A 22,709-nucleotide genomic window follows, 5' to 3' on the forward strand; every position below is an offset into this window, starting at 1 on the left:
CTCGAACAGGTCCTCGGTCGGGAGGACCCCGTCGGGGTCCAGGGCCGCCTGCCACTGCGCGACCATGCCCCGGATCAGGTCCGTGGTCACCGGCACACCGGCCCCGGCCAAATCCTCGGTCTCCGGGGTGATCAGCCCGGCCGCAGAGGCGACCAGGGCCCGCTCCGCCGTCAACAGGTCATCCGGCGCCACCCGGTGACTGATCACCTGCAGCCCGGCCACGATCAACTCCGCCGTCTCCACCCCGATCTGCCCCGCCGCCAGGGCGGCCCCGACCGTCGGGAACAAGGGCGGTAACCAGCTGCTCCCGCCGCACGGCCGCGGCAACACCGCGTCGCCGAGCTTCGTGCGGCGTTTGACCTCCCGGGCCGAGACCCGTGTCACCCGGGTGAGGACATCCCACGGGCCCGTGCAGCCCATCCGCCAGGCCAGACCTTCGCGGCCGAGGACCCGGGCCCGCCGGTCCGCATCCGTCGCCGTGTTCACCCGGGCCGCGTCCACCGTGCGCCCGATGGCCTCCACTTCCTTCAGAGCAGTGACCGCTTCCGCATCACTGAGCAACCCCACCGGAATCGCAGCCAGAGCCTCCGCGAGAGCCGCCCGGGCTCCGGCGAGCCTTGCGACAGCATCCGCATGCACCGACGGCACCGAACCGGCCAGACCCTCCGCGCCCTCGAAACCCTCGGCAACCGCAACCGGATGGGCCGACTCCGCCGATGGGGCCAGCTGGTCGCCCGCTGCGGTGGGCTGGTGCCCCGCAGCCCCGGAACCGGGTGACTGCGGGGTGTGTGACTGGGGATCGGAAGCTCCTGCCATACCCCGATTCTACCCCGAATCGAACACGAATGCGAGACTTACTCACATAATTTTGGGCCTTTCAGCCCAACTTTCATACCTGAGAACGAGTGCTCCGACCCCGTGGTGGCTAACTCAGGAGATCCGCCCGGGCGAGCAGCACCGGCCCGCGGACCAGTGCTGCCGATCCCGCCCGGCCCAAACAATCTCCTGAATTTGCAACCACCGCTGCCCGAATCTCCTGGGGCTACTGAGTGAGGCCCAGCGTCTCGCGCAGGGTCGCGCCGGCTTCATACTCGGTGCGGTAGACGCCGCGCTCCTGAAGCTCCGGGATGACCCGGTCGACGAACTCGTCGAGGCCCGTCGGATTCGTGTGGCCGACGATGACGAAGCCGTCTGAAGCTTCCTCCTGAACGTGCCGGTTGATCTGCTCGGCGACGTGCACCGGCGTGCCGACGAAGGTGTGCTTCGCGGCGAAGCGGATGACCAGGTCGCGGATGCTCAGCCCTTCGGCCTCAGCAAGGCCGCGCCAGGACTTCGCGACCGCAACCGGGTCCGCGACATGGCGCACCCGGCCGCGGGTGACGCCCTCGTCGGCGAGGACGGGGTCGGTCTCCGGCAGTGGGCCATCCGGGTCGTAGCCGCCCAGGTCGGTGCCCCAGAGCTGCTCGAGGAACGAGATCGCGGTCTGCGGGCTCACCTGCAGGAGCGCTACTTCGCGGGAGCGTTCCCGCGCTTCGGCCGCGGTGTCGCCGAGGATGAAGGTCGCCGCCGGCAGAATCTTGAGGGAGTCGGGGTGGCGGCCGACGGCCGGAAGGCGGCCCTTCACATCGCGGAAGAACCGCTGGCCGTCCTCGAATTCGGAGTGCAGGGAGAAGATCACTTCCGCGTTCGCCGACGCGAAATCACGGCCGTCGGCAGAGTCTCCGGCCTGCACGATCACCGGGTGGCCCTGTGGGCTGCGCGGGAGGGTACCGAAGCCCTTCACGTCGAACTGCTGGCCGTGGTGGTCGACCGCCGTGAGCGCATCGGCGGAGAGGAACTCCCCCGTGTCCTTGTTCGCGGCGAGGGCCCCGGGCGCCCAGCCATCCCACAGTGCGCGCGCGACGGCGACGAACTCCTCGGCGCGCACGTAGCGGTCCTTCGGGTCGAGGAAGCCGCCGCGACGGAAGTTCTCGCCGTGGAAGGCGTCGGAGGTCGTGACGATGTTCCAGCCGGCCCGCCCCCCGCTCAGCAGGTCGAGACTCGCGAGCTGCCTGGCGAGTTCGTACGGTTCGTTGAAGGTCGAGCTGAGGGTGCCGACGAGGCCGATGTGTTCGGTCACGGCGGCGATCCCGGCCAGGATCGCGAGGGTGTTGGGTCGACCCACGACGTCGAGGTCATGGATGAGCCCCTTCTGTTCCCGCAGCCTGAGCCCCTCGGCGAGGAAGAGGAAGTCGAACTTGCCGCGCTCGGCATTCTGCGCGAAGTGCCGGAAGGAGGAGAACGCGATCTGGCTCTCGGCCTTGCCGTCGCTCCAGACCGAGGTGTTGTTCACCCCGGGGAAGTGCGCGGCGAGGTGCACCTGCCGAATCGGACGCCCGGCGGGATCCTGGGCGATCGGGTGGACGGTCGTGCTGGCGGTCGTGGTCATCAGCGGATGCTTCCGGTCAGGTCGAGTTCGAAGGTGGAGTCTGCGGCGGGGTCGCCTTCGGTGTCTGCCGTAGCGGTGCCGCGAGCGTCGGCGTCGGCAGGGGTCGCGTAGCGGCTCTCCGGGCGACCGAATCCGAGCCGGGCGCGGAGCGTGGCCACCCCGTCGGGCCGGTCGAGGACACCCGCGGAACGCAGTAGCGGAACGACGCTCTCGGTGATCGCCGAGAGGTCTTCCGGAAGCCGTGCCGGGCGCAGCCGAACGCCGTCGATGCCGAGCTTGTGCCAGTGCAGGAGCTGGGTGGCGACGGCTTCGGCGGTGTCGGCGAGGATGAGCGTGTCGGAGGTCCAGGGTTCCCCGTGGGTGGCGTTGAGCCGGGCAAGGGTCGCCTGGGCCGCATCCGCCGTCTCCGCGATCAGGACCGAGATCTCGGTCCAGACCCGCAGGGGTTCGTCTGCCCCGCGCGACACGTCGTGGGCCGCCGTCTCGAGCTGCCCAAGGATGGCCTCGAGGTGCGCGTCGTCGTGCGGGGTAACGCCGACGATGTCGGCGCCGGCCACGGCGAGTTCGTACGGGACCTTCTGGTGGGCGAGCGCGTAGACGAGCGGCTGGCCCTGCGGCGGGCGCGGGGTGATCGAGGGCCCCTTGACGGTGAACCGGTCGCCCTCGAAGTCGATGTAGTGCAGCTTGTCGCGGTCGACGAACCGGCCCGTCTCCACATCGCGGATCACGGCGTCGTCCTCCCAGCTGTCCCAGAGCCGCCGGGCGACCTCGACGGTGTCGCGCGCCTCGCCGAAGAGGTCCTCGATCAGGGCGGTCTGGGCCGGGTCTGCGCCCAGGACGACGAGGGCTGGGTCGAGGGCGGGCAGCGTGCGGCGTCCGACGTGCGCGGCCTCATGGGCACGCCCGGAGACCTGCACGCGCCAGCCGGCCCGGCCTTCGCTCACGTAGTCGAGGGTCTGCACCCCCGTTGCCACGTGGAACGGTTCCGTGTGCGTCGTGGTGATCGTCGGCACGAGGCCGATCGTGCTCGTGTGCGGCGCAATCGATGTCGCGAGCAGAAGCGCGTCGAGTCGACCGCGCACCTCGTCGCGGCGGGGGTCGATTCCGCCGAAGCCCGAGCTCTGGAGGCCGAAGGAATCCTCGATCGTGACCAGGTCGATGCCGGCAGCCTCGGCGGCACGCACGAGGGCGACCCAGTAGTCGAGGTGGAACAGGTCTGCGGGGCGGGCGTCCGGCTCGCGCCAGGCCGACGGGTGCCAGCCGGCGCCGTCGAGTGCGATTCCCAGGTACAGCGACGATGTCATCGGGAGTGTCCTTTTCTCTGCGCGAGACACGGTCGTCTGCGCGGACACCCACGATATGCACGGCACTGTTCCGCCAGGCCGCAGGCAGGTCACACAAAGTCATGCGTGAAACCTGCGGTAACAATTGTCAGATGCCGAGGAGTTTTGCCTTCGCCGCCGAGAACTCCGCGTCGGTGATCACGCCGGCCGTCTTGAGGGTCGCGAGCCGTTCGATCTGGGCGGACAGGCTGTCGTCGGCGGCGACTGCCGGTTGCGGCGCCTGCGCATACTCCTGCGGTGGTGGAGCGTACTGCGGCTGTTGCGGTTGTTGCTGGACAGCCTGCTGGTCGGCTGCGGATTGGGCCCTGGCCTGTTGCCGACGGCTCACTCCGCCGGAAACTGCGGTCGCCGTGCCTGCGATGACCGCGGTGCGTGCCATCGTCCCCATCAGCCCGGGTCGCCCACCTCGACGCATCATGGTGTTCCTTTCGTCGTGTTCCGAAATGTGTTGCGTGGCCTGTTGGGGTCAGTCGGTGTCGGCCCCGGGTTCTTCCAGCGCCATCAGCACCTCGTCCACGACGGATTCGGGTACGTGCACGTCTTCGAGAAGGACTCCTCCGGAGTCCAGGATCGCATCGCGCAGCGGCCTGAACCAGGTGTGTTCGAAGACCAGGATGGCCGCCGAGCTGTTGTTCTCGAGGTCCGTCGACAGCTCGTCAACATCGTCGTCGGAGAGTCGGCACGGTCTCTCCTCGCTCGTCGTCACGACCTCGTCGTCGAGACGCTCCATCAGGACACTGGGGACACTAATCCGGTCCGATGCGGGCATCAAGGTGCCCGCGAAAGGAGACCTTTCCGGCGGACTCTGGTCGCGCTATGGTCGGGCTGCCGGCGAGATAGCCCGGCACTGGAGCGGATCTCGTGCTCGGTTCGCCCTGCCTGTTCCACCCGGCCTGGAACCGCAAGAACCCCTGGCATCGCAAGGACACAGAAGAGCACCTGAGGCAAGGAGCAGTTCATGTTTGCGAATTTCTGGGACGTCGTGTGGTTCTTCTTTTGGAGTTTCGCGTTCATCGCGTATCTCATGGTGTTGTTCTCGATCGTCGGCGACATTTTCCGGGATCACAAGCTCACCGGTTTGGCCAAGGCCGTCTGGCTGATCTTCCTCGTTTTCGTTCCCTTCCTGACGGCCCTGGTCTACCTGATCGCCCGCGGCCCGGACATGGCAAGACGACAGGCGGAACGCGTGCAGCAGGCGCAGGCATATACGGATGACTACGTGAGGTCCGTCGCCTCGTCCGCCAGCCCCTCCGCGGAAATCGCGAAGGCGAAAGAACTCTTCGACAGCGGCTCGATCACGGCCACGGAGTTCGAGGCGCTCAAGGCCAAGGCGCTCAGGTAGCGCGCTGCGAAGGGCGTGAGCCTCCAGCGCTTCCGGTAGCGGCTTCTAGACTGGGCAGATGGACGCCTCGAGCCTCGTGAATGCACCACCGATTTTGACCCTCACCATTAATCCCGCCCTCGACGTCAGCACCTCGACGGCCCATGTGACCGGGGAGCACAAGCTCCGGTGCGGGAGCACGCGCATCGACCCGGGGGGCGGCGGCGTGAACGTGGCCAGGGTCATCCGTCGCCTCGGCGGCACCGCTCTGTCCCTGTATGCGGCAGGCGGGCCAACGGGAGAGGCCTATCGCCAGCTCATCGCAGCGGAAGGACTCCCCACCGTTCTGGTGCCGATCAAGGAAAGCACGCGCCAGAGCTTCACCGTCGACGAAACCGATACCGGCAAGCAGTTCCGCTTCGTGCTCCAGGGACCCGAGTTGTCCGAGGCCGAGTGGACCACGTGCCTCGACACCCTCGCCGCGTCGATGCCCCGCGGCGGATATGTCATCGCGAGCGGCAGCCTGCCCCCGGGAGTCCCCGACGACTTCTACGCACGGGTCGCCCGCCTGGCCAGAACCAATGGAGCGCGGTGCATCGTGGATGCCTCCGGTCCGGCCCTCAGCGGAGCGCTCGCGGAAGGGGTCTTCCTGGTCAAGCCCAGCCTCCGCGAACTCGAGGCTCACGCCGGCGTGAAGCTCGAGACTCCGGAGAGCCAGGCGGAGGCCGCGTCGGCGCTCGTCGCCAGCGGCGCAGCAGAGTACGTGGCGCTCACCCTCGGCGGAGAGGGCGCCCTGCTTGCATCGAAGACCGGGGTCATCCGCTCTGAGGTTCCGAAGGTGACCGTGATCAGCACCGTCGGGGCCGGCGACAGCTTTCTCGGCGCCTTCGTGCTGCGCCTCGCCCAGGGCAGAACCGTCGAGGAGGCCTTCCGTGCGGGAGTCGCCGCCGGGAGTGCAACGGCCTCGACACCCGCAACCGAACTGTGCCACCGCGAGGACGTCGAACGACTCGAGGCCGAGCTCGCCGCGCGGGCCTGAGCCGGCGCGGCGGCAGACGGCCTACGCGAAGAAGATCGGGTCGAACTCGCGGAGAGTGTTGCCGTTCTTGGGTGCTTCCGTGAGGAACACGTTGAAGCCGTAGGGCAACGGCGCGTCGTCGTCGTCGATGAACCACAGGTCGGTGACGCGGTAGGCCACGCCACCGGTGTAGATCCCGTCGCCGATTTCCGGAAGAGTGTCGCCATCGGCGATCTCGAGGAATTCCTTGTTCGGCAGCACATAGGTGGTCGGTACAGTCTGTTCTTCATCCATGGTTCGAGCTTACCGGGACCGGATTTGGGGACGACAGCGGGGTGATGTACGAGTAGCCGGTGCTGGTGTTCTTGGTCATCGAGAGCACGAGTTCCATGTGCGGTTCGAGGGCGGTGACCTTGTCGAGCGGCGACCCCACGATGAGCTGGAAGCCGAGTCCCTTCCACGCGGCCACAGCACGGCCGGCGAACTCGGAGTCCGATTTCACGAAACCCTCGTCGAGGAAGACCGGTGCGAACCGCGGGCGGGTGCGGCTCTCGTCGCCGAGCTGGAAGCGCAGCGCGGCCCCGACGACGAACGCCACGAGTTCCTGGGACTCTCCACCGCTCTTGCCGCCGAGCGAGGAGTATGTGCTCACCTCGACGCCGTCGGGCGTCGACCGTACCGCGGTGATCTCCACGTGCTTGCGCACGTCGAGGAGCAGGTCCCGCTGCGACTCCGTGCGCGTCCCTGGTTCCGGCCGGCGAATCTGGGCCATGAAATTGTGGAGACGGGTGAACCGGGCCTCGGTTTCCTCGTCGGTGAAGTCCTCGGTCGCTCCGGACGCGAGGACCTTGAGCTCCTTGCGGAACGCGGTGGCGTCGTCGCGGTGCAGGCGGCGCAGTGCGATCTTCAGTCGATCGCGGCCGGCCCCGAACGGCAGGGTTGCAAGGATCTCGTTGATCGGTCTGAGCCGGTCCTCGATCTCCTCGATGGCAGTGTTGAACGCCGCGGTGAGAGGCACGAGGTCTTGTCCGCTCCACGCCGACAGCCGTCGCTTCCATTCCTGGCGCCGCTCGTGCAGGCCGAGCGTGTAGACGGCGTCGAGGATGTCCCGGTAGCTCGTGTACGACTCGAGCGAGGTGCCGATGTTCGGGTCTGGCCACCTGCCCTGGAACGTCTCGAAGATGCGGACCAGTGAATCCCGGGCGCTCGTGGCGTTCTCCCTGTCGTGCGCGGACTGCTCGGTGAGGCGCTCGCGCAGCCGTCGGACGCCGCCCTCGAGTGCGGCGAGGTCGCCCTGGTCTCCGACGAGGGCGAACTGGTCGGTCAGGTGCGCGAAGTGCTCCTCGGAGAGGGTGGCCGCCTGGTCACGTTCGATCCGGTCGAGCATGCCGGAGACGGCGTCCTGACGGTCGACGATCCGCGCCTGTTCGGCGGCAAGACGCTCGGCGGTCCCATCGGCCGCGTGTTTGAGCTTCTGGGCGGCCTCGAGTTCGGAGGAGAAGCGTCCTTCCTCGGCTTTGAGGGCGCGGAGGATGTCGCTGCCCGCGAGGACGCGCTCCGATTCGGCTTCCTTCTCGGCGATCCTGGCCTCGGCGCCGGCCACATCGATCGACAGCCAGGTGGTGTCCACGACGTACTGGTGGGCGCTTCGCCTGCTGCGGAGGTCGGCGATGCGGTTCCCCACTTCGGCGGCGTCACGGGAGAGTGCCTCGGCCGCGCCGGCCAGTTCGGCGCGTTCGGCCACGATCTCGGCGAGTCGACCGGCGTTCGAGAAGCCGACGATCGGCGCCTGGCCCTTGTTCCAGCCGTGTGCCCCGCGCTTGCCGTTTCGGGTCTGGCCGCTCGGGGTGACCCGCGGGCCGTCGCCGGCCAGGTCGGTGGCCTCGGCCACGCAGAGCGCGTCGAGGCTCGGTGCGCTGACCCGGTCCTGGACCCAGCCGCTGAAGGGTGAATCCTGATAGACGAGCTTGCCGGACACGTAGCGGGGGTCGCCGGTACGAGGTCGGTGCGCCCGGAGTGCGACGCCCTCGAAGTGGATGCGCACCGGGATCTGAATCGGTTCGATGGCCGCGCTGAGGGCGCGCAACCGCGTCTCGTCGACGAGCATGACGCGCACGACGGACGACAGGGTGACTTCGGCGGCCTGGCGCCAGGATTCCTCGCCGGCGGCGAGGTCGACGAGTTCGGCGACGAAGGGCAACTCGTCCGCGGGGATCCCCGCGGCCTCCGCGATCATCACCCGGGCATTGTGCAGGTGCTGGGGAATCAGGTTCTCGCGGCCCGCGAGGAAGTCGTGCTCCTGGCCCAGGGTCCTGAGCTGTTCCTCGACGGGGAAGGCGTTCCGTTGCAGGGTCGTGCGCTCGGCCTCGAGGTCACGCTCGGCCCCGGAAAACCCGGCGAGGAAGCGTTCCGCGTCGTTCTGCGCGAGGGTGAATTCGGCCGGCGAGACGATCGCCGGGGCGAGGACGGCGGTGCGGTCGTCGAACTTCGCACGCTCAGCCGCTACGTCGTCGCGCTGGTCCCGGAGCTGGCCGATCTCGTTCTGCAGGCTGACGAGGACGTCGCCGCCGTTGTCACGCTGCTGGTGCTGCACCTCGGCGACGCGGGACTTGAGCTCGGTCTCGGCGTTCCTGGCCCGGGTGAGCTCGACCTGGTTGTCCCGGCGGCCGATGCGATTGGTGTCTGCGGCACCCTCGAGCAGTCCCTGCTCGGTGAGGAGCTGCCAGAGCACGAACGGGGTGTCGCCGGTGCGATGGACCCCGAAGGTGTCGATCAGGTCGGCCTTCTCCGCAGCTGTCTCGTACTCCCGGTGCAGGTCGGGAATTCGTTCGAGGACCTTCGCCTTCTGGGCCTCGGTCAGCATGGCCCCGTAGGACCTCTCGAGGTCCTCGAAATGATCGACGGCCTTGTCTGCCGCCGCATAGGTGGCCGGCTCTTCGAGGACCATCGACTTGTAGAGCCCGTCGACCGTCTTGACCTGCTGTCCGGCCTGGATCCGCGCGAGGAGCCGCAGCGCCTTGCCGCCCTCGCCGTTGGCGCCGATTCCGAGCCGGGTGTAGAGGGTCTGGGCGAATGCCGCGTAGGTGTCGAAGACATCCAGTTCGGGGAACCGGGTCCGGAGCGCCCGCTTGTCGAAGCGCGCCTCGGTGACGTCGGCGAGGTCACGCAGGTCGAGGAGGCCGTCCTGGGTGGCCATCTTCATGGTGATGTCGGCGAATTTGGTCGCGCCCCGTGGCACGAAATAGGCGCGCAGCACCGTGAACCGGCGGCCGTTGTCGTCGACGAAGGTCATCGCGACCGCGCCCCAGGTCGCGTCGTGCGCGCCGCGGAGGACCTGGTCCTGCATCTCCCCTGTGCCGGCCTCACGGTTGGAGTCGGTCTTGCCCCTGAGGTAGGTCATCAGGTTGCGCTGGTCGAGGCTCCGTGCCCTGCCGGACCCCGCGTCGTTGGACGCACCGTTGAACGGTGTGTCCGAGGGCATCATCAGCGCGAGGTAGGCGTCGAGGAGGCTGCTCTTGCCGGTTCCGGATGCCCCGGAGAGCAGGGTCGCCGAGGGGGCGAAGGTGATCTCGTGGTGGCCCTGGAAGCCGCCCCAGTTGACCATCTGGAACAGTTCGGCGCGCCACTGCGTCGTGCCCTCAGTGGATCCGTCGATGTAGAAGAGTGGGGAATCGCTCATGAGATCGCCTCCAGTTCGGGGTCGCGGTCGCCCGGATCAAGCGCACCCTTGTCGGGGAGCCCGGGTGCGGGCACGACCGCGGCGGGCGCACCGGCTGCGTTCTGCTCGACGAGCCATTCGTGCAGTTCGGCGAGCCGTTCGAGCGGAAGCAGAACTTCGATCACGGCCGAGATGCGGAATCGGTCCGGATCGCTCGTCTTGAGCAGCACCCGCGCCTTGGCGAGGCTGTCGACGGCGGCGCTCGCCTTGCGGGCGTCGCCGTACCGGTCCATCGAGAACTCGGGGCGGAAGTGCGCCACATTCTCCACGAGATTGTCGCGGTCGACGAGCACGATGTCCTGGCCGTTTGCGCGTTCGCTGCGGAACCGCTGGCGCAGCAGCACGAGCAGGATCGTTTCCTCGCGCGTGTATGCGACGTCGTGCAGAAGGGTCGGGAACCGGTCTCCCGCCTCCGAGACGGCCTGCCGTTTGAACGCGACCTGGTAGTGCAGGTCGATGTGCAGGTCGAGGAACATGTCGTTGAGGCGCGACTTGAGCAGCCGCTGCGAGTCGAGCAGGGTGCGCCATTCCGCGGGCTGAAGCGCTGCTGACACGTAGCGGTGCTTCATCAGGAGCACCAGGGTGCGGCGCTGTTCCACGGTGAGGCCGCCCTCGTCGCCCTCGAAGAGGGAGAAGCTCGCGGGCTCGTCGTCGATGGCGGCGTCGATCCCTGCGCCGGCGTCACCGTCCAGGCCGTCGTCGTCGCGGTCGAGGTCGTCGCGGCCGTCCTGGTCGTCCTGGTCGTCTGTCCACTCGTCAGTCATGATCGGATCCATAGTTCAGGGCGGCCAGGGCCGCCGTTTCGTCGTCGTTCAGGATGATGCGGGGAACCGAGAAGGTGCGCCGGCTGCCGTCGGGCCGGACGGTCTCGAAGCTCTCGACCTGGTGCGCGCGGCCGAGCGCGTCGACCTGGGTCGCGATCTGCAGCATGCCGAGAATCTCGACCGGGCGCCGCAACGCCGGTTCGAGGCCGTTGAACGCCGCACCGACGGATGCCGCGTCTCCCGTTCCGCGGAACGTCACGAGGGCGTCACGCATCCGTTCGAGCATCGGGCCGCCCTGCCTGCGCATCTCGTCGAGGCTCGGCGGTTCGGGGGCGTACTCGGACACGTCCTCGAGGTCCGGCGGCGGCCTGTGGTTCAGCGGATCGTAGAACCGTTCGCGGAGGTGCTCGACGTCGAGAATGCCGGGCATGAGTTCTGCCGTGACCGTCGACCGGGGTCCGGCGGTCTCCATCCAGACCGCGAGTTCCTTGTTGATCTCCCGCAGGAGGCGCTCGAGTTCGCGGTCCTTGACGACGTCGTGGTTCACAATGTGCTCGCGGAGAGTGGTCGTGAGGCCGTTCCGCTGGGTCAGCACGTCGTCGATGCCTTTGCGGATCAGCCCGACGGTGCCGAGGAAGGTGCGTCGCTCCGCGGTGGTCAGCCGGGCGGCGAAGGGATGGTCGAGGATCGCCTCGAGGTCGTTCTTGACGTCGGAGAGGAGTGCGTCGTCGCGCAGCAGAGTGAAGGCGCCCTCGAAGGCGCGACCTTCCGCGGTCGCCGACATCAGGGCATCGGTCTTGGCGAGGTATTCGTCGAGGACCTCGCCGATGGGGCGTTCCTCGCCGCGGAAGTCGCTCACGATCTGGCGGTGCATGGCCGCGACGGATTCCTCGACGCGTTTGAAGTCGCTCGGCAGCTGCATGATCAGGTCGACGAGGTTCGCGTAGCCTTCGTGCATCTGTTCGTCGGTCGCGGTGGCGATCTCGCCGCCGCCCTGGAGTCGGTCGCGCTCCGCGGTCTTCTCGGCGATCTCCTGGTCGAGACGGCGGATCCGCGCTTCCCGGTCGGGGGTGGCCTGGGTGGCGCGGTGGCGGACGCTGTCGACGATGGTCGTGAGGCGGGACTCGCTGATCAGGGCGCGGTCCTGGGAGAGGCTGTCGACGAGGAGGAGTGCCTCGAGGGCGTGCGAGGTGAGGGAGTACTGCTCCTCACCGCCCTCCCCGGTCTCGCGGTAGAGCCAGAGGTCATTCATCCACTGGACGCAGAGGGCGCGGCCGTTCTTGCCCGGCACCTCGCTCCCGACGGACCGGAGGTCGGCGAGGTAGGCGTCGACCTGCGAGTGCAGGCGGTCGGCCTGAACGCTCCGCCGGTCACGGCTGAACGCCGACTTGAAGACGGCGAGGACAAACGGCGCCCACTTGCGATCGAGCAAGCGCAGGGTGGGTTTGTCGAAGGCTTCGCGCACGCGCGCCAGTTCACCCGCAATTTCGCTCACAGTGGTAGTTCCCTTCCCGGACCCCTTCAACCGTAACGGGCGCGAGATTCGATTCTGTCCAGGGTCCGGTCGCACGGGCTGGCGCTGGGCAGGAACGGGACGGGCACGGGGGCCGGTCAGGAGCTTAGGTTCGAGCCGCCCCAGTGCTCTCCCGGGCGCCCGCGTCGGCGGAGGCGCACCGTCAGGTGCAGCTCGTTCCGGTGCGCGAGGATCAGGGCGATGACCACCGCGGCGAGCGCGGGCACGAGGCCGGACACGAGCATCCCGGTGTCCGGGCCGAAGGACTCGACGATCCAGCCCATCAGGGGTCCTCCGATTGCCTGGCCGCCGAGCAGCACGAGCACCCAGACCGACATGACCCGCCCGCGCACCCGCACGTTGGACGACATCTGCACGAGTGGGTTGCCCGCGGTGAAGAAGAACTGGTTCGCGATGCCCGTGACGATGAGGGCGGCCCCGAAGCTGATCTCGGTGGGCATCAGGCCGGAACTCGCCTGGATCAGGGCCCAGACTCCGCCGCTGACGATGACCGTCCGCAAGCGGATGTTGGCCCGACGTGTCGAGGCAAGCGCACCCGCGACCGCGCCGACGGCGATCAGGGTGTTGAACAGGCCGTAGCCGCCTGCGCCCACCTTGTAGACGTGGTCGGCGTATGCGGCCAGGAGCACGGGCATGTTGAGGGAGAAGACGGAGAGGAAGGCGAGCATCACGATCGGCCAGAGGATGGTCGGCTTCGAGACGACATAGCGCAGGCCCTCGATGAGCTGCCCCTTCTGCCGCGGAGCCGTCGGGGTGCGGTACAGCGCGGAGGCGTCGAGCCTGGTCAGGGCGAGGACGGTCAGCAGGCACGCGGCGGCGTTGATGCCGAAGGACCAGCCGGACCCGACCGCGACGATCAGGGCACCGCTGATGGCCGGCCCGATCAGCGCGCCGAGCTGGAAGACCGTCGAGTTCACCGTGATCGCGTTGCGGAGGTAGCGCGGGCCGACGATCTCGTTCACGAAGACCTGACGGGTGGGGTTGTCGATCACGGTGACGAGCCCGACCAGGAAGGCGATCGCCCAGACCTGCCAGACCTGCACGGTGTTGGTGAGGGTGAGCACCGCGAGGACAGCGCTGAGCAGGGCGGCCGCTGACTGGGTGAGCATGAGCAGCATCCGCTTCGAATAACGGTCGACGATCACGCCGCCGAAGAGGCCGAAGGCGAGCATCGGAGCGAACTGCATCGTGACGGTCACCCCGACGGCCGCGACGCTGCCGGTCAGTTGCAGCACGAGCCAGTCCTGGGCGATGCGCTGCATCCAGGTGCCGGTCATGGCCACCGCGTTGGACGCCGTGAACAGGCGGAAGTTCGGAACGCTCAGGGAGTCGAGGGTCTGGCGCCACGGGCGGGGGCCTTCGTTCACCGGAATGGGAGTGGTGGGCGGGAAAAGATCCGCGGGTGAAGTCAAGAAATGCCCTGCGTCTACCCACGATCGAAAATCGATCGGGTCTGCTCCACGCTACGCTCCCCAGCGACGCCCGCGCTCCACGACCGGTCGCGCCCGCGCCGAATGCACGGTCAGGCGGGGAGCAGCCCGCTTGCGTCGACGAGGAGAGCCGCCGCCTTGTCCCAGAGCAGGGAGTGTCCGCGTTCACACGCCCCGTCGAGCTGGGTGCCGCTGAGCGCGCGGAACAACGGCTCGTCCCGGCGGATGAAGCCGATCACCTGGTCGCGGAACCGGATCTCCTGCAGGCTGTCATCCTCGCACCGCACGACGACGAGGCGAATCGTCCTGATCGCGTCGTCCCGGGAAATCAGGCGAAGCGACAGGGAGGCGACAGCTGGCGTGCGGCGGCGGGTGGTTTGGACTGCGGGGTGCGACATCGGATCTCCGGCTCTCACGACGGTCGGCCGGGGCTACCGGTGACCCCGGGCAGCTCATGGAACCTCTCGACTCGTGGCTGACATTAACGCCACCGCCTGCCGGAATCGGATAGTCCCCTTTTAGGAGGACCCTCCCATGCGAAGAATCCAAGGCGCCGGGATCGGTCAGACGGTCACGCCGTTCATGGCTCCGGCGGTCAGCTCGACCGAGCGCAGCCGAGCCTCGATGTCCCGCGAGGCGTGCGCGATGATCAGTTCGTCGGCGTGGGTCGAGGCGACGAAGTCGTCGAGGAAGACCCGCACGTCTGCGGGATCGCCGACGGCCGAGTAGCGCATCATATTCGCGATCTGACGCCCTTCCGCAGTGATGAGGAAGGCGTCGACCTGCTGGTCGGTGTACTCCGGCGACGCCGGACCGCGCGTGAGCATGCCGCGCACCCGGTTCCGCCGGGTCTCCTCGAACTGTCGGACGGCATCCGCCCGGTCGTCTGCGGCGATCACGTTCACACCGACGATCACGTGCGGCTCGGCGAGCTGCGCCGAGGGCCTGAAGTCGCGCCGGTACAGGGCGATGGCCTCGTGCAGGGCGTCCGGCGCGAAGTGGGAGGCGAAGGCGTACGGCAGGCCGAGCGCCGCGGCCAGGCCTGCTCCGAAGAGCGAGGAGCCGAGGATGTAGAGCGGCACGTTGGTGCCGGCACCGGGGATGGCCTGCACCCCCGGCACGATTGACTCGCCGCGCAGGTAGGCCTGGAGCTCCATCACGTCCTGGGGGAACTGGTCGGAGGCGCGGGGGTCGCGACGCATCGCCCGCGCGGTGGTCTGGTCGCTGCCCGGGGCGCGGCCGAGGCCCAGGTCGATCCGCCGAGGGTAGAGCTCGGCGAGGGTGCCGAACTGTTCGGCGATGGTGAGCGGAGAGTGGTTGGGCAGCATCACGCCGCCGGAGCCGAGCCGGATGGTCGACGTCTGGCCCGCGACATGGCCGACGAGGACGCTCGTGGCCGAGGACGCGATCGTCGGCATGTTGTGGTGTTCGGCGTACCAGACACGGGTATAGCCGTGCTTCTCGGCGGTCTGCGCAAGGCGGACGCTTCCCGCGAAGCTCTCCCTGGCAGTCTGCCCGGGTGCAATCGGAGCGAGGTCAAGAATGGACAGGGCAACAGTCATACCGTGGACAACCACGCACGGGTGCGAAACGTTACCCGTGCCATCGTGCAGACTTGCATAATGCCGAAATCTCCCCTGGCCGTCGAGCCCAGAACACTCAACACGGATGTCGCGCCGCGCCATTCGGCGGTCGAGGACGTTCTCGGAATCCTCACCGGCACCCTCCTCGCGTCGTTCGGGCTGTTCCTGCTCAAGGCGAGCGCGGCGGTGACCGGCGGCACGGCGGGACTCGCGCTCCTGCTGAGCTACGCGGCTCCCGTGCCGTTCGGTGTGTTCTTCTTCGCGATCAACGTGCCGTTCTTCGCCCTCGCTCTCTGGAAGAAGGGCTGGAACTTCACGCTGCGCACCGTCATCGCGGTCGCGCTCGTCTCCGCGTTCTCGTCCCTGCACCCGTACGCCCTCGGGATCGAGCACCTCAATCCGGTCTACGGCGTGTTGTTCGGCAACCTCGTGATCGGGGTGGGGCTGATCGTGTTGTTCCGCCACAAGGCCAGCCTGGGTGGGTTCAACATCCTCGCCCTGCTCCTGCAGGAGCGCCTCGGCTGGCGTGCCGGGTATGTGCAGATGGTGTTCGACGTGACCGTCGTCGTCGCCGCGATCACGGTCGTCGCACCGCTGAACGTCGCCCTCTCGGCGGCGGGCGCGATCGTGCTCAACCTCGTGCTCGCGCTCAACCACCGGCCGGGACGCTACCTCGGCACCTGAGCCGCGGCATCCGCTGCGGGCGGTCTCGGGCTTGCCGGGCCACTCGGGCCACTCGGCGAGGCGCGGCTCTATTCGCCTTCGCCCGTGGCCTGCTCCGGCTCGCCGATCGTGCGCACGACCCTGGCCGGGTTGCCGACGGCGATGACCCCGGCCGGCACGTCCTTGGTCACGACGGACCCGGCACCGATCACGCTGCCGTCACCGATCGTGACCCCGGGGCATACGACGACGTTGCCGCCGAGCCAGACGTCGTTGCCGATGTGGATCGGCAGAACGCGCTCGTAGCCCGCGCGGCGCTCGTCGACGTCGAGAGCGTGGATCGGCGTGTAGAGGCGGGCGCTCGGCCCGATCAGCACGTTGTTCCCGATCGTGATCTCGCCGCCGCCCAGGGTGAGGAAGTCCCCGTTGATGAAGGTGTCCCTGCCGATGTGCAGGCGGGATCCGTAGTCGAGGTACATCGGCGGCCGGAAGTCGAGGTTCTCCCCCGCCGTGCCGAGCATGCCCGTCAGCAGCGCGTATGCGGCCTCCCTGTCCTCGTCGTAGAGGGCCGTGATCCGACGGCAGGTGCGCTGGGTGCTGTTCGTCATTTCGGCGAGCTCGGGGCCGGACCGGTAGCGGTACCAGTCCCCCGCGACCATCTTGTCGAATTCGGAGCGGTCGGGATCGGGGGTCGGTCGTTCGGTGAGGTCCACGTGGACAATCCTAAACCGCATCCCGGGTATTTGTTTGTGATAACAACAAACGGGTGGCGGGTACGATCCGCCTCAGAGCAGCGGCAGCACCTGCTCGCGCACCTGCCTGCGCAGGATCTTGCCGAGCATCGACCGCGGCATGTCGTCGATCTGCACGATGCGGCGCGGGATCTTGTATGCGGCGAGCAGTTCACGGCAGTGCGCGCGCAGGGCCTCCTGGTCGAGCGTCGCGCCGGGCTCGAGCTCCACGGCTGCGACGACCATCTCCCCGCCGCGCTCGAGCGGCTTGCCGAAGACCGCGGCGTCCTTTATGGACGCGTGCAGCCGCAGCGCCGTCTCCACCTCGGTGGGTGAGACGTTGAACCCGCCGGTGATGACGAGCTCCTTGGCCCGGTCGACGATTGTCGTGAAGCCGTCGGCGTCCACGGTGACGATATCGCCGGTGCGCAGCCAGCCGCCCGGCAAGAGCGCCTTCTTGGTTTCGTCCGGGTTGTTCCAGTACCCCTGAAAGACCTGAGGACCCTTGAGTAACAGCTCCCCCGGCTGCCCCTGGGCTACTTCGATGCTCGGGTCGTCGAGATCGACGACCTTCATCAGGGTCGAGGGGAACGGCACCCCGATAGTTCCGGGACGGCGGGTGGAGTAGAACGGGTTGCCGAGGGCGACCGGGGAGGATTCGGTCATCCCATAGCCCTCGACAAGAAGGCCGCCGGAGACCGATTCCCAGAGCTCGACGACGTGCGCGGGCAGGTTCATAGCGCCGGAGATGCAGTATTTGCAGGAGCGCAGCGAGACGCCCTGTTCCTGCGCGGCCCGGGCGGTGCGCTCGTAGATGGGCGGAACGGCGCAGTAGACGGTCGCGGGCGACTTCTTCATCGCGGCGAGGATCAGCCCGGGCTCGAACTTCGGGAACAGCACGAGCAGCGCCTGCTTGCGGATGCCGTAAGTCAGGTAGAGCGTCATGCCGAAGGCGTGGAACATCGGCAGGATCGCGTAGAAGATCTCCTTGCGATACTCGGCTCCGTGCATCCACGCCTCGCCCTGGAGCGCGTTCGAATACAGGTTGAAGTGGGTGAGCATCGCACCCTTGGGACGGCCCGTGGTGCCGGAGGTGTACTGGATGGCGGCAAGGTCGTCGACCGACGGATGCGGGTGCTCCGGGTCGATGCGACCGTGCGTGAGTAGTTCCTTCCAGGCGATCGTGCCGGGCGCGGAACCAGTGAGGGCCTCGCGGGACTCCCGCAGGCTCTTGACCGGCAGGTACAGGGCCAGGCGCTTGATCGTCGGGAACGCCATCAGCAGGTTGACAGAGACGATGTGGTCGATCTCGATGTCGGCAGGGAAGGCGCGGATCGCCGCGACCGTCTTGTCCCAGGCGATCACGATGCGGGCCTGGTGGTCCTCGAACTGGTGGCGGAGTTCCCGCGAGGTGTAGAGCGGGTTGTGCTCGACCACGACCGCGCCGAGGCGCAGCACCGCGTAGAACGCGACGACGTGCTGGGGGCAGTTCGGCAGCAGGAGCGCGACCCGGTCTCCGGCGCGGACGCCGAGGTGCCGGAGGCCCTCCGCCGCGCGGTCGATCTGCTCACCGAGCTCGGTGTAGGTCGTCCGCCGTCCGAAGAACTCGAGGGCCGGGTGGCTGCCTGCCTCGGCGACGGACCGTTCGAGCATGGCGACGAGCGACTCCGTCGGAAGGTCGATTTCGGCAGGAACCCCCGGTTGGTAGTTCTTTACCCAGGGCTGTTGCTCAGTGTTGGCCATGCTCCCATCCTCCCGCGAACGGCTCCCCGGCCGCGCGCGACACGGCACACCCCGCCTTTGGTCGCTAGAGCCTCGCCATCTCGGCGTCGATGCCCTCGATCACCCGATCGAATTCGGTGGTGTCGATCCCGTCGCCGTTGTTGTTGAACGCCACGTGGTGGGCCGACTTCCAGGCGCAGTCCACGGATTGCGCCTTGGCCCAGAATGCGTCCCAGTTGTGCAACTTCCACTCGTCGCGGTGATAGCCCCGATTGATGAGCCTTTGCCGCATCTCTTCACCGTCCACGTGCACGTGAACGACGATCTTCTCGGCCTCTGGCCAGTAATACCTCGCATGCACTTCGGTGAGGAAGTCTTCGTTCGAAAAGTACTTGCCGAACGGCGCGTCGAGGACCACCGAGTTCCCTAGGGCCAGGTTGTCGCGGCAGAGCTTGAGGATCGTCTCGTACTCCAGCGGCATGATGACCGTCTGGTAGTACTCGTTGTTGTCTCGCTCGTTCTTGTCGAATCCACGCAATTCCAGCAGGAGCTCGGTGAAACCGGTTGTCGCGGTGTCCTTGTCGATGTACGCCGCGTGGTTCTGTCGGGCGATGAATTTGCTCACGCTCGATTTGCCGGAGCCTGCGGGTCCGACGACAAAGAATACTTTGGGCTTCATGGTCTGCAACTGTCTCTTCTTCAGTGAATTGATGTGCTCATCGGCCTGGATTGTGGGGCCCGGCGCTTGGCCGGCCCCCACAGGGCGACGGTCAGGCGGTGATGCGCGGGCGGCGGTCCTTGACGAAGAACCCGTAGGAGAGTGCACCGACCAGCAGCATGATCCCACCGATCACGAATACGAGGGTGTAGTTGCCCCCGGTCGCGTTCAGGATGTAGCCGGTGACGATGGGGGCCAGTGCGGCGCCCAGGAATCCACCGAAGTTCTGGATGGCGCCGAGCGATGCCACCTGGTTCTTCTCTGCGAGGTCGGCGGCCAGCGTCCAGATGACTCCGATGGGGACCTGCGCTGCGAAGTACCCGATACAGAGAAGAGTGATCGCGAGCGGCGTGTTGTCGACGTATGCGACCGGCAGGACCGCGACGGCTGCCAGGAGGGCACCACCGACGATCGGGATCTTGCGCGCCCTGATGGTGGGTATGCCCCTCTTGATGGCCTTTCCTGAGATGATACCGCCGGCCAGGACGCCGATGATGCCGCAGAGGAAGGGCAGCGCGGCGAGCCAGCCGGTCTGGCTGAGGCTGAACCCGCGCGCGGTCTGCAGGTAGCTCGGGAGCCAGGTCAGGTAGACCCAGACCGTGTAGAAGATACCGAAGGCTCCGATGATCATGAACCAGGTGTTGCGGTGCTTGAGAAGGTCGCCCCAACCAACCTGCTTGTCCTTGGGGTGGTTCTCCTCGTGGAGCGCCGCACCCTTGATGCGGATCTCTTCCATTGCCGTCGGGTCACGGTAGATCTTGATCCAGATTGCGGCGACCACGATGCCGAGTGCGCCGACCATCACGAACATGCCTCGCCAGCTCATCGTCAGGAGCAGGAACGTCAGCAGCGGCGGCGCGATCGCGTTGGCGATCTGCGAGCCGGTATTCACAATCGACACGGGAAGGGCGCGCTCGGTTTTGTTGAACCAGCGGTCGGAGACCTTCAGTCCCGACGTGAAGAACGGGGATTCCGAGATGCCCAGGGCCATTCGCATCACGTAGATGAACGTGAACGAGTTCGCCAGGGCAGTGGCCATGGATACAACCGACCAGGCGATCGCCGCCCATGCGTACATGCGCTTCGGACCGAACTTATCGACGAGGTAGCCGGCAGGCAGGTTCGCAATGGCATACGGCCACGCGAATGCGGAGAGCAGAAGTCCCATTTCGATGGCGTTCAGGTGGAACTCCGCAGCGATAGTGGTGTTCGCGATGCTGAGCGTGCCCCGGTCGAGGTAATTGACGATGCCACCGAGAACGAGCAGGGCGATGAAGAACCAGCGGATCTTGACGCTTTTCGGTTCTACCAGTGCGGATGAATCAGCCTCCATAGACAACTTGGTCATGGGGTTCACTCCTTTGTGATCTGACCAACGATTATCGTCGGCCTTCTTGGTGATTGAGGGGGTTACTTGCGGGCTTCGCTGATCGCGGCAAGGAAGGTTTCGGCGGCGCTGGTGACCTTCGAGTAGTCGCCATCGGCCTGGGCGGCTTTCGTCACGAAGCTCCCGACGCCCACTGCGGTGACACCAGCGTCGAACCAGGCCTTGACGTTGTCCTTGGTGACTCCGCCGGCAGGCAGTATGGGTGCCTGAGGCAGAGGCGCAAGGATCGTTTGCACATATTGAGGTCCGGCGATCTCGGCAGGGAAGAGTTTGACGATGTCTGCGCCGGCCTCGAGAGTGTCGAGGATCTCAGTCGGGGTGAACGCGCCACTGATCGTCACCGCCTGATATCGATTGGCGAGGGCGATCATCTTCGGGTTGAGCTGTGGGCTCACCAGGAACTGGGCACCGGCGGAAATGGACGCGTATGCGGACTCGGCGTCGATCACGGTTCCGGCACCGATTGCCACGCCCTGGTGCGCGTACTTCGCCGACAGTCTCTCGATTACTCCCAGGGCTCCGGGCACCGAAAGTGTGATCTCGAGTGCGCGGAATCCGCCTGCGATGGCGGCCTCCGATACTGCGAACGCTTCCTCGGCATCATTGAGGCGCACGATGAGGACGGCGCCGGTCTGGACGATGGCTTCTAAAGTTGCATATTTCTTTAACATTGTTTAACAGAGTACCCCAAATGTGCAAACGTGTGACACATATGTGAAATTAAGTTAAGCTGAGGGGTGTACCCACCAGAAAGGCAGGACCATGAGCGCCTCTCTTATGCCACTGATCCCCGAGCAGCGCCAACAGGAGATACTTCGCGTTCTGCGCGCCCAGGGTGTTCTCGGTATCCGAAACCTCACCGACCTCCTGAATGTGTCGCACATGACTGTGCGCCGGGACATTGCCGCCCTGGAGGAGAGCGGCCTCGTCACATCGGTGCAGGGAGGTGTGCGTCTCGCCGATTGGACAAGCAGAGAGCCGCCGCGCGAGCGAGTTTCTCGCGCGCAATTGGAACTCCCCCGGAAACAGGCCGTCGCCGAACTCGGCGCCGGTTTCGTCGAGGATGGAATGGTCATCTTCCTGGACGCCGGTACGACCTGCCAATCCATTGTCCCGTTCCTCCGGGAGCGCAAGAACGTGACCGTCGTGACAAATGACTTCTACGTCGTGACCAGTTTGTTCGACTACCCCAATATCGAGACGATCCACACCGGTGGCCTCGTCGATGCCTCCAGCGGCTCGAGTTGCGGGCGTCTGGCCGCCCAGACGCTCTCCTCGATCAACCTCGACCTGTTCTTCCTGAGTACGGGAACGTGGAGCCTTCCCCGCGGCGTCACTACTCCCTCGCTCGACAAGGTCGAGATCAAGTTGGCGGCTCTCAAGGCCGCGTCGGCGTGTTTCCTGCTGGCCGACAGCACCAAGTTCTGCACTGTCTCGAAGTTCCTGGTCGCCCCGCTCGAAAGGCTCGATGCGATCGTCACCGACGAGGAGCTTCCGGTCGACGCTCAGGATCAGATCAGAGGCCTGGGCGTCAATCTCCACCTTGCATCCGTTGAGCACTCGCTTTCAGCAGCGCAAGACTGACGCTGGGCTCCTGACCGCCGAGGTCAGCACGAAGGACGACCCTAAAGTTGGGCGCGCCCGAAACGGCGGCTTAGGTCTGCCGAAACGGGCGCGGCGGCGGCGAAGCCTGAGCCTGAGTCGACTACTCCCCGAGCACCTGCACGCGGTGCCGGTACTCCTCGGCGTCGAGTTCGCCGCGCGCGAAGCGCTCGTCCAGAAGGAGGCGTGCTGCGCTGCGTCTGGTCGAAACCGGCCCGGAAGGGACGTTGCCCTGCGGCCCTTCCGCACGGGTCCCGCTCCCGCTGCTGAAGACCCGGATGGTCACGATGGTGAGCAGGACTACGCCCAGGATCAGGACCAGCCCGACCGGCCACACCCACCACATGAATCCCATGCCGTACCCGTTGCCCCACATCATTCTGTTCTCCTTCGTTATACCGTCACGCTACTCGCCATACCCGTGGGGGTACGAGGGGCAGCGGCCGGCAGGGTCAGTCCGCGGAAACCGCGGAGGCGGAGGCTGTTGCTCACCACGAAGACCGAGGACAGCGCCATTGCGGCGCCGGCGATCAGGGGGTTGAGCAGGCCGAGCATGGCGAGCGGGATCGCGGCCACGTTGTAGGCGAAGGCCCAGAACAGGTTCGCCTTGATCGTGGCGAGCGTGCGCCGGGACAGCCGGATGGCATCCGCTGCCGCGACGAGGTCGCTGCGGATGAGGGTGAGGTCGCTCGCCTCGATCGCGACGTCGGTGCCGGTGCCCATGGCGATGCCGAGGTCGGCGGTGGC

At 67.0% G+C, this 22,709-nt stretch carries 22 protein-coding genes and 1 pseudogene; 4 read left to right on the top strand and 19 right to left on the bottom strand.

Annotated features, from left to right (window positions below; all coding sequences use genetic code 11):
• The 5 genes from QN345_RS05105 to QN345_RS05125 all read right to left on the bottom strand — a co-directional run.
• The coding region (locus QN345_RS05105; protein ID WP_323508482.1) for a DUF222 domain-containing protein at positions 1-816 on the bottom strand (816 nt) is incomplete at its 3' end.
• A 226-nt stretch (positions 817-1,042) separates the two neighbouring features.
• A complete protein-coding gene (locus tag QN345_RS05110; protein WP_322140754.1) occupies positions 1,043-2,428 on the bottom strand; it encodes an NtaA/DmoA family FMN-dependent monooxygenase in 1,386 nt (461 codons plus the stop codon).
• On the bottom strand, positions 2,428-3,732 hold the full coding sequence (locus tag QN345_RS05115) for an LLM class flavin-dependent oxidoreductase (protein ID WP_134561316.1): 1,305 nt from the start codon (positions 3,730-3,732) through the stop codon (positions 2,428-2,430). The genes QN345_RS05110 and QN345_RS05115 overlap by 1 nt, the downstream gene beginning before the upstream one ends.
• A gap of 127 nt (positions 3,733-3,859) precedes the next feature.
• Positions 3,860-4,189, bottom strand: coding sequence for an SHOCT domain-containing protein (locus QN345_RS05120; RefSeq protein WP_134561317.1), 330 nt, complete (start codon positions 4,187-4,189; stop codon positions 3,860-3,862).
• Positions 4,190-4,237: 48 nt separating this feature from the next.
• Positions 4,238-4,501: a hypothetical protein gene (locus QN345_RS05125; RefSeq protein WP_134450261.1), complete on the bottom strand. Its 264-nt coding sequence runs from the start codon at positions 4,499-4,501 to the stop codon at positions 4,238-4,240.
• Between the two features lie 228 nt (positions 4,502-4,729).
• On the opposite strand from QN345_RS05125, the gene QN345_RS05130 reads away from it, so the two are divergent.
• Together QN345_RS05130 and QN345_RS05135 are read left to right on the top strand one after the other, a co-directional pair.
• Positions 4,730-5,113 (top strand): SHOCT domain-containing protein, encoded by a 384-nt coding sequence (locus QN345_RS05130; protein ID WP_134450260.1) that lies wholly within the window; start codon positions 4,730-4,732, stop codon positions 5,111-5,113.
• A gap of 58 nt (positions 5,114-5,171) precedes the next feature.
• Positions 5,172-6,131 (top strand): 1-phosphofructokinase family hexose kinase, encoded by a 960-nt coding sequence (locus QN345_RS05135; protein ID WP_134450259.1) that lies wholly within the window; start codon positions 5,172-5,174, stop codon positions 6,129-6,131.
• A gap of 21 nt (positions 6,132-6,152) precedes the next feature.
• Here the strand turns inward: QN345_RS05135 and QN345_RS05140 are convergent, their stop codons facing one another.
• From QN345_RS05140 to QN345_RS05170, 7 genes are all read right to left on the bottom strand, one after another.
• On the bottom strand, positions 6,153-6,404 hold the full coding sequence (locus QN345_RS05140; RefSeq protein ID WP_134450258.1) for a hypothetical protein: 252 nt from the start codon (positions 6,402-6,404) through the stop codon (positions 6,153-6,155).
• Positions 6,397-9,789 carry an ATP-binding protein gene (locus tag QN345_RS05145; protein ID WP_322136064.1) on the bottom strand — a complete coding sequence of 1,131 codons (3,393 nt, stop codon included), beginning with the start codon at positions 9,787-9,789 and terminating at the stop codon, positions 6,397-6,399. The genes QN345_RS05140 and QN345_RS05145 overlap by 8 nt, the downstream gene beginning before the upstream one ends.
• Positions 9,786-10,592, bottom strand: coding sequence for a DUF4194 domain-containing protein (locus QN345_RS05150; protein WP_134558507.1), 807 nt, complete (start codon positions 10,590-10,592; stop codon positions 9,786-9,788). The genes QN345_RS05145 and QN345_RS05150 overlap by 4 nt, the downstream gene beginning before the upstream one ends.
• Positions 10,585-12,087 carry a DUF3375 domain-containing protein gene (locus tag QN345_RS05155; RefSeq protein WP_166787438.1) on the bottom strand — a complete coding sequence of 501 codons (1,503 nt, stop codon included), beginning with the start codon at positions 12,085-12,087 and terminating at the stop codon, positions 10,585-10,587. The genes QN345_RS05150 and QN345_RS05155 overlap by 8 nt, the downstream gene beginning before the upstream one ends.
• Positions 12,088-12,203: 116 nt before the next feature.
• Entirely contained in the window at positions 12,204-13,499 is a 1,296-nt protein-coding gene (locus QN345_RS05160) for an MFS transporter (RefSeq protein ID WP_370294748.1), read from the bottom strand.
• 149 nt (positions 13,500-13,648) lie between these two features.
• Entirely contained in the window at positions 13,649-13,954 is a 306-nt protein-coding gene (locus tag QN345_RS05165) for a hypothetical protein (protein ID WP_134450254.1), read from the bottom strand.
• A gap of 165 nt (positions 13,955-14,119) precedes the next feature.
• Positions 14,120-15,118: an LLM class flavin-dependent oxidoreductase gene (locus tag QN345_RS05170; RefSeq protein WP_322140753.1), complete on the bottom strand. Its 999-nt coding sequence runs from the start codon at positions 15,116-15,118 to the stop codon at positions 14,120-14,122.
• 60 nt (positions 15,119-15,178) lie between these two features.
• Here QN345_RS05170 and QN345_RS05175 point away from each other — a divergent pair, with 60 nt between their 5' ends.
• Positions 15,179-15,823 (top strand): YitT family protein, encoded by a 645-nt coding sequence (locus QN345_RS05175; RefSeq protein ID WP_134450252.1) that lies wholly within the window; start codon positions 15,179-15,181, stop codon positions 15,821-15,823.
• A gap of 68 nt (positions 15,824-15,891) precedes the next feature.
• On the opposite strand, the gene QN345_RS05180 is transcribed toward QN345_RS05175, so the two are convergent.
• The 5 genes from QN345_RS05180 to QN345_RS05200 all read right to left on the bottom strand — a co-directional run bounded on the left by QN345_RS05180 (position 15,892) and on the right by QN345_RS05200 (position 21,031).
• Positions 15,892-16,515 (bottom strand): sugar O-acetyltransferase, encoded by a 624-nt coding sequence (locus QN345_RS05180; RefSeq protein ID WP_322136066.1) that lies wholly within the window; start codon positions 16,513-16,515, stop codon positions 15,892-15,894.
• 72 nt (positions 16,516-16,587) lie between these two features.
• A complete protein-coding gene (locus tag QN345_RS05185; protein ID WP_322136067.1) occupies positions 16,588-18,276 on the bottom strand; it encodes a long-chain-fatty-acid--CoA ligase in 1,689 nt (562 codons plus the stop codon).
• A gap of 64 nt (positions 18,277-18,340) precedes the next feature.
• Entirely contained in the window at positions 18,341-18,934 is a 594-nt protein-coding gene (locus QN345_RS05190; protein ID WP_322137330.1) for an ATP-binding protein, read from the bottom strand.
• Positions 18,935-19,025: 91 nt separating this feature from the next.
• Positions 19,026-20,321, bottom strand: a complete 1,296-nt coding sequence (locus QN345_RS05195) for an MFS transporter (protein ID WP_134450249.1) — start codon at positions 20,319-20,321, stop codon at positions 19,026-19,028.
• A 62-nt stretch (positions 20,322-20,383) separates the two neighbouring features.
• Positions 20,384-21,031: a bifunctional 4-hydroxy-2-oxoglutarate aldolase/2-dehydro-3-deoxy-phosphogluconate aldolase gene (locus QN345_RS05200; protein WP_134450248.1), complete on the bottom strand. Its 648-nt coding sequence runs from the start codon at positions 21,029-21,031 to the stop codon at positions 20,384-20,386.
• Between the two features lie 106 nt (positions 21,032-21,137).
• Here QN345_RS05200 and QN345_RS05205 point away from each other — a divergent pair, with 106 nt between their 5' ends.
• On the top strand, positions 21,138-21,944 hold the full coding sequence (locus QN345_RS05205) for a DeoR/GlpR family DNA-binding transcription regulator (protein WP_323508483.1): 807 nt from the start codon (positions 21,138-21,140) through the stop codon (positions 21,942-21,944).
• 121 nt (positions 21,945-22,065) lie between these two features.
• On the opposite strand, the gene QN345_RS05210 is transcribed toward QN345_RS05205, so the two are convergent.
• Together QN345_RS05210 and QN345_RS05215 are read right to left on the bottom strand one after the other, a co-directional pair.
• Complete coding sequence (locus QN345_RS05210; protein ID WP_322136069.1) at positions 22,066-22,341, bottom strand: SHOCT domain-containing protein; 276 nt, start codon at positions 22,339-22,341, stop codon at positions 22,066-22,068.
• A 14-nt stretch (positions 22,342-22,355) separates the two neighbouring features.
• A pseudogene (locus QN345_RS05215) lies at positions 22,356-22,709 on the bottom strand (heavy metal translocating P-type ATPase); the annotation flags it as partial.

It is taken from the genome of Cryobacterium sp. 10I1 (genome assembly GCF_035019805.1).
In the GTDB taxonomy this organism is placed as follows: domain Bacteria; phylum Actinomycetota; class Actinomycetes; order Actinomycetales; family Microbacteriaceae; genus Cryobacterium; species Cryobacterium glucosi.

What these genes read in the sequence shown, in the direction of transcription:
- QN345_RS05135 (WP_134450259.1), top strand. Translation starts at nt 5,172, where the DNA reads ATGGACGCCTCGAGCCTCGTGAATGCACCACCGATTTTGACCCTCACC.
- QN345_RS05150 (WP_134558507.1), bottom strand. Translation starts at nt 10,592, where the DNA reads ATGACTGACGAGTGGACAGACGACCAGGACGACCAGGACGGCCGCGAC.
- QN345_RS05200 (WP_134450248.1), bottom strand. Translation starts at nt 21,031, where the DNA reads ATGTTAAAGAAATATGCAACTTTAGAAGCCATCGTCCAGACCGGCGCC.
- QN345_RS05145 (WP_322136064.1), bottom strand. Translation starts at nt 9,789, where the DNA reads ATGAGCGATTCCCCACTCTTCTACATCGACGGATCCACTGAGGGCACG.
- QN345_RS05175 (WP_134450252.1), top strand. Translation starts at nt 15,179, where the DNA reads ATGCCGAAATCTCCCCTGGCCGTCGAGCCCAGAACACTCAACACGGAT.
- QN345_RS05125 (WP_134450261.1), bottom strand. Translation starts at nt 4,501, where the DNA reads ATGGAGCGTCTCGACGACGAGGTCGTGACGACGAGCGAGGAGAGACCG.
- QN345_RS05195 (WP_134450249.1), bottom strand. Translation starts at nt 20,321, where the DNA reads ATGACCAAGTTGTCTATGGAGGCTGATTCATCCGCACTGGTAGAACCG.
- QN345_RS05140 (WP_134450258.1), bottom strand. Translation starts at nt 6,404, where the DNA reads ATGGATGAAGAACAGACTGTACCGACCACCTATGTGCTGCCGAACAAG.
- QN345_RS05110 (WP_322140754.1), bottom strand. Translation starts at nt 2,428, where the DNA reads ATGACCACGACCGCCAGCACGACCGTCCACCCGATCGCCCAGGATCCC.
- QN345_RS05120 (WP_134561317.1), bottom strand. Translation starts at nt 4,189, where the DNA reads ATGATGCGTCGAGGTGGGCGACCCGGGCTGATGGGGACGATGGCACGC.
- QN345_RS05190 (WP_322137330.1), bottom strand. Translation starts at nt 18,934, where the DNA reads ATGAAGCCCAAAGTATTCTTTGTCGTCGGACCCGCAGGCTCCGGCAAA.
- QN345_RS05185 (WP_322136067.1), bottom strand. Translation starts at nt 18,276, where the DNA reads ATGGCCAACACTGAGCAACAGCCCTGGGTAAAGAACTACCAACCGGGG.
- QN345_RS05210 (WP_322136069.1), bottom strand. Translation starts at nt 22,341, where the DNA reads ATGATGTGGGGCAACGGGTACGGCATGGGATTCATGTGGTGGGTGTGG.
- QN345_RS05130 (WP_134450260.1), top strand. Translation starts at nt 4,730, where the DNA reads ATGTTTGCGAATTTCTGGGACGTCGTGTGGTTCTTCTTTTGGAGTTTC.
- QN345_RS05205 (WP_323508483.1), top strand. Translation starts at nt 21,138, where the DNA reads ATGCCACTGATCCCCGAGCAGCGCCAACAGGAGATACTTCGCGTTCTG.
- QN345_RS05170 (WP_322140753.1), bottom strand. Translation starts at nt 15,118, where the DNA reads ATGACTGTTGCCCTGTCCATTCTTGACCTCGCTCCGATTGCACCCGGG.
- QN345_RS05165 (WP_134450254.1), bottom strand. Translation starts at nt 13,954, where the DNA reads ATGTCGCACCCCGCAGTCCAAACCACCCGCCGCCGCACGCCAGCTGTC.
- QN345_RS05115 (WP_134561316.1), bottom strand. Translation starts at nt 3,732, where the DNA reads ATGACATCGTCGCTGTACCTGGGAATCGCACTCGACGGCGCCGGCTGG.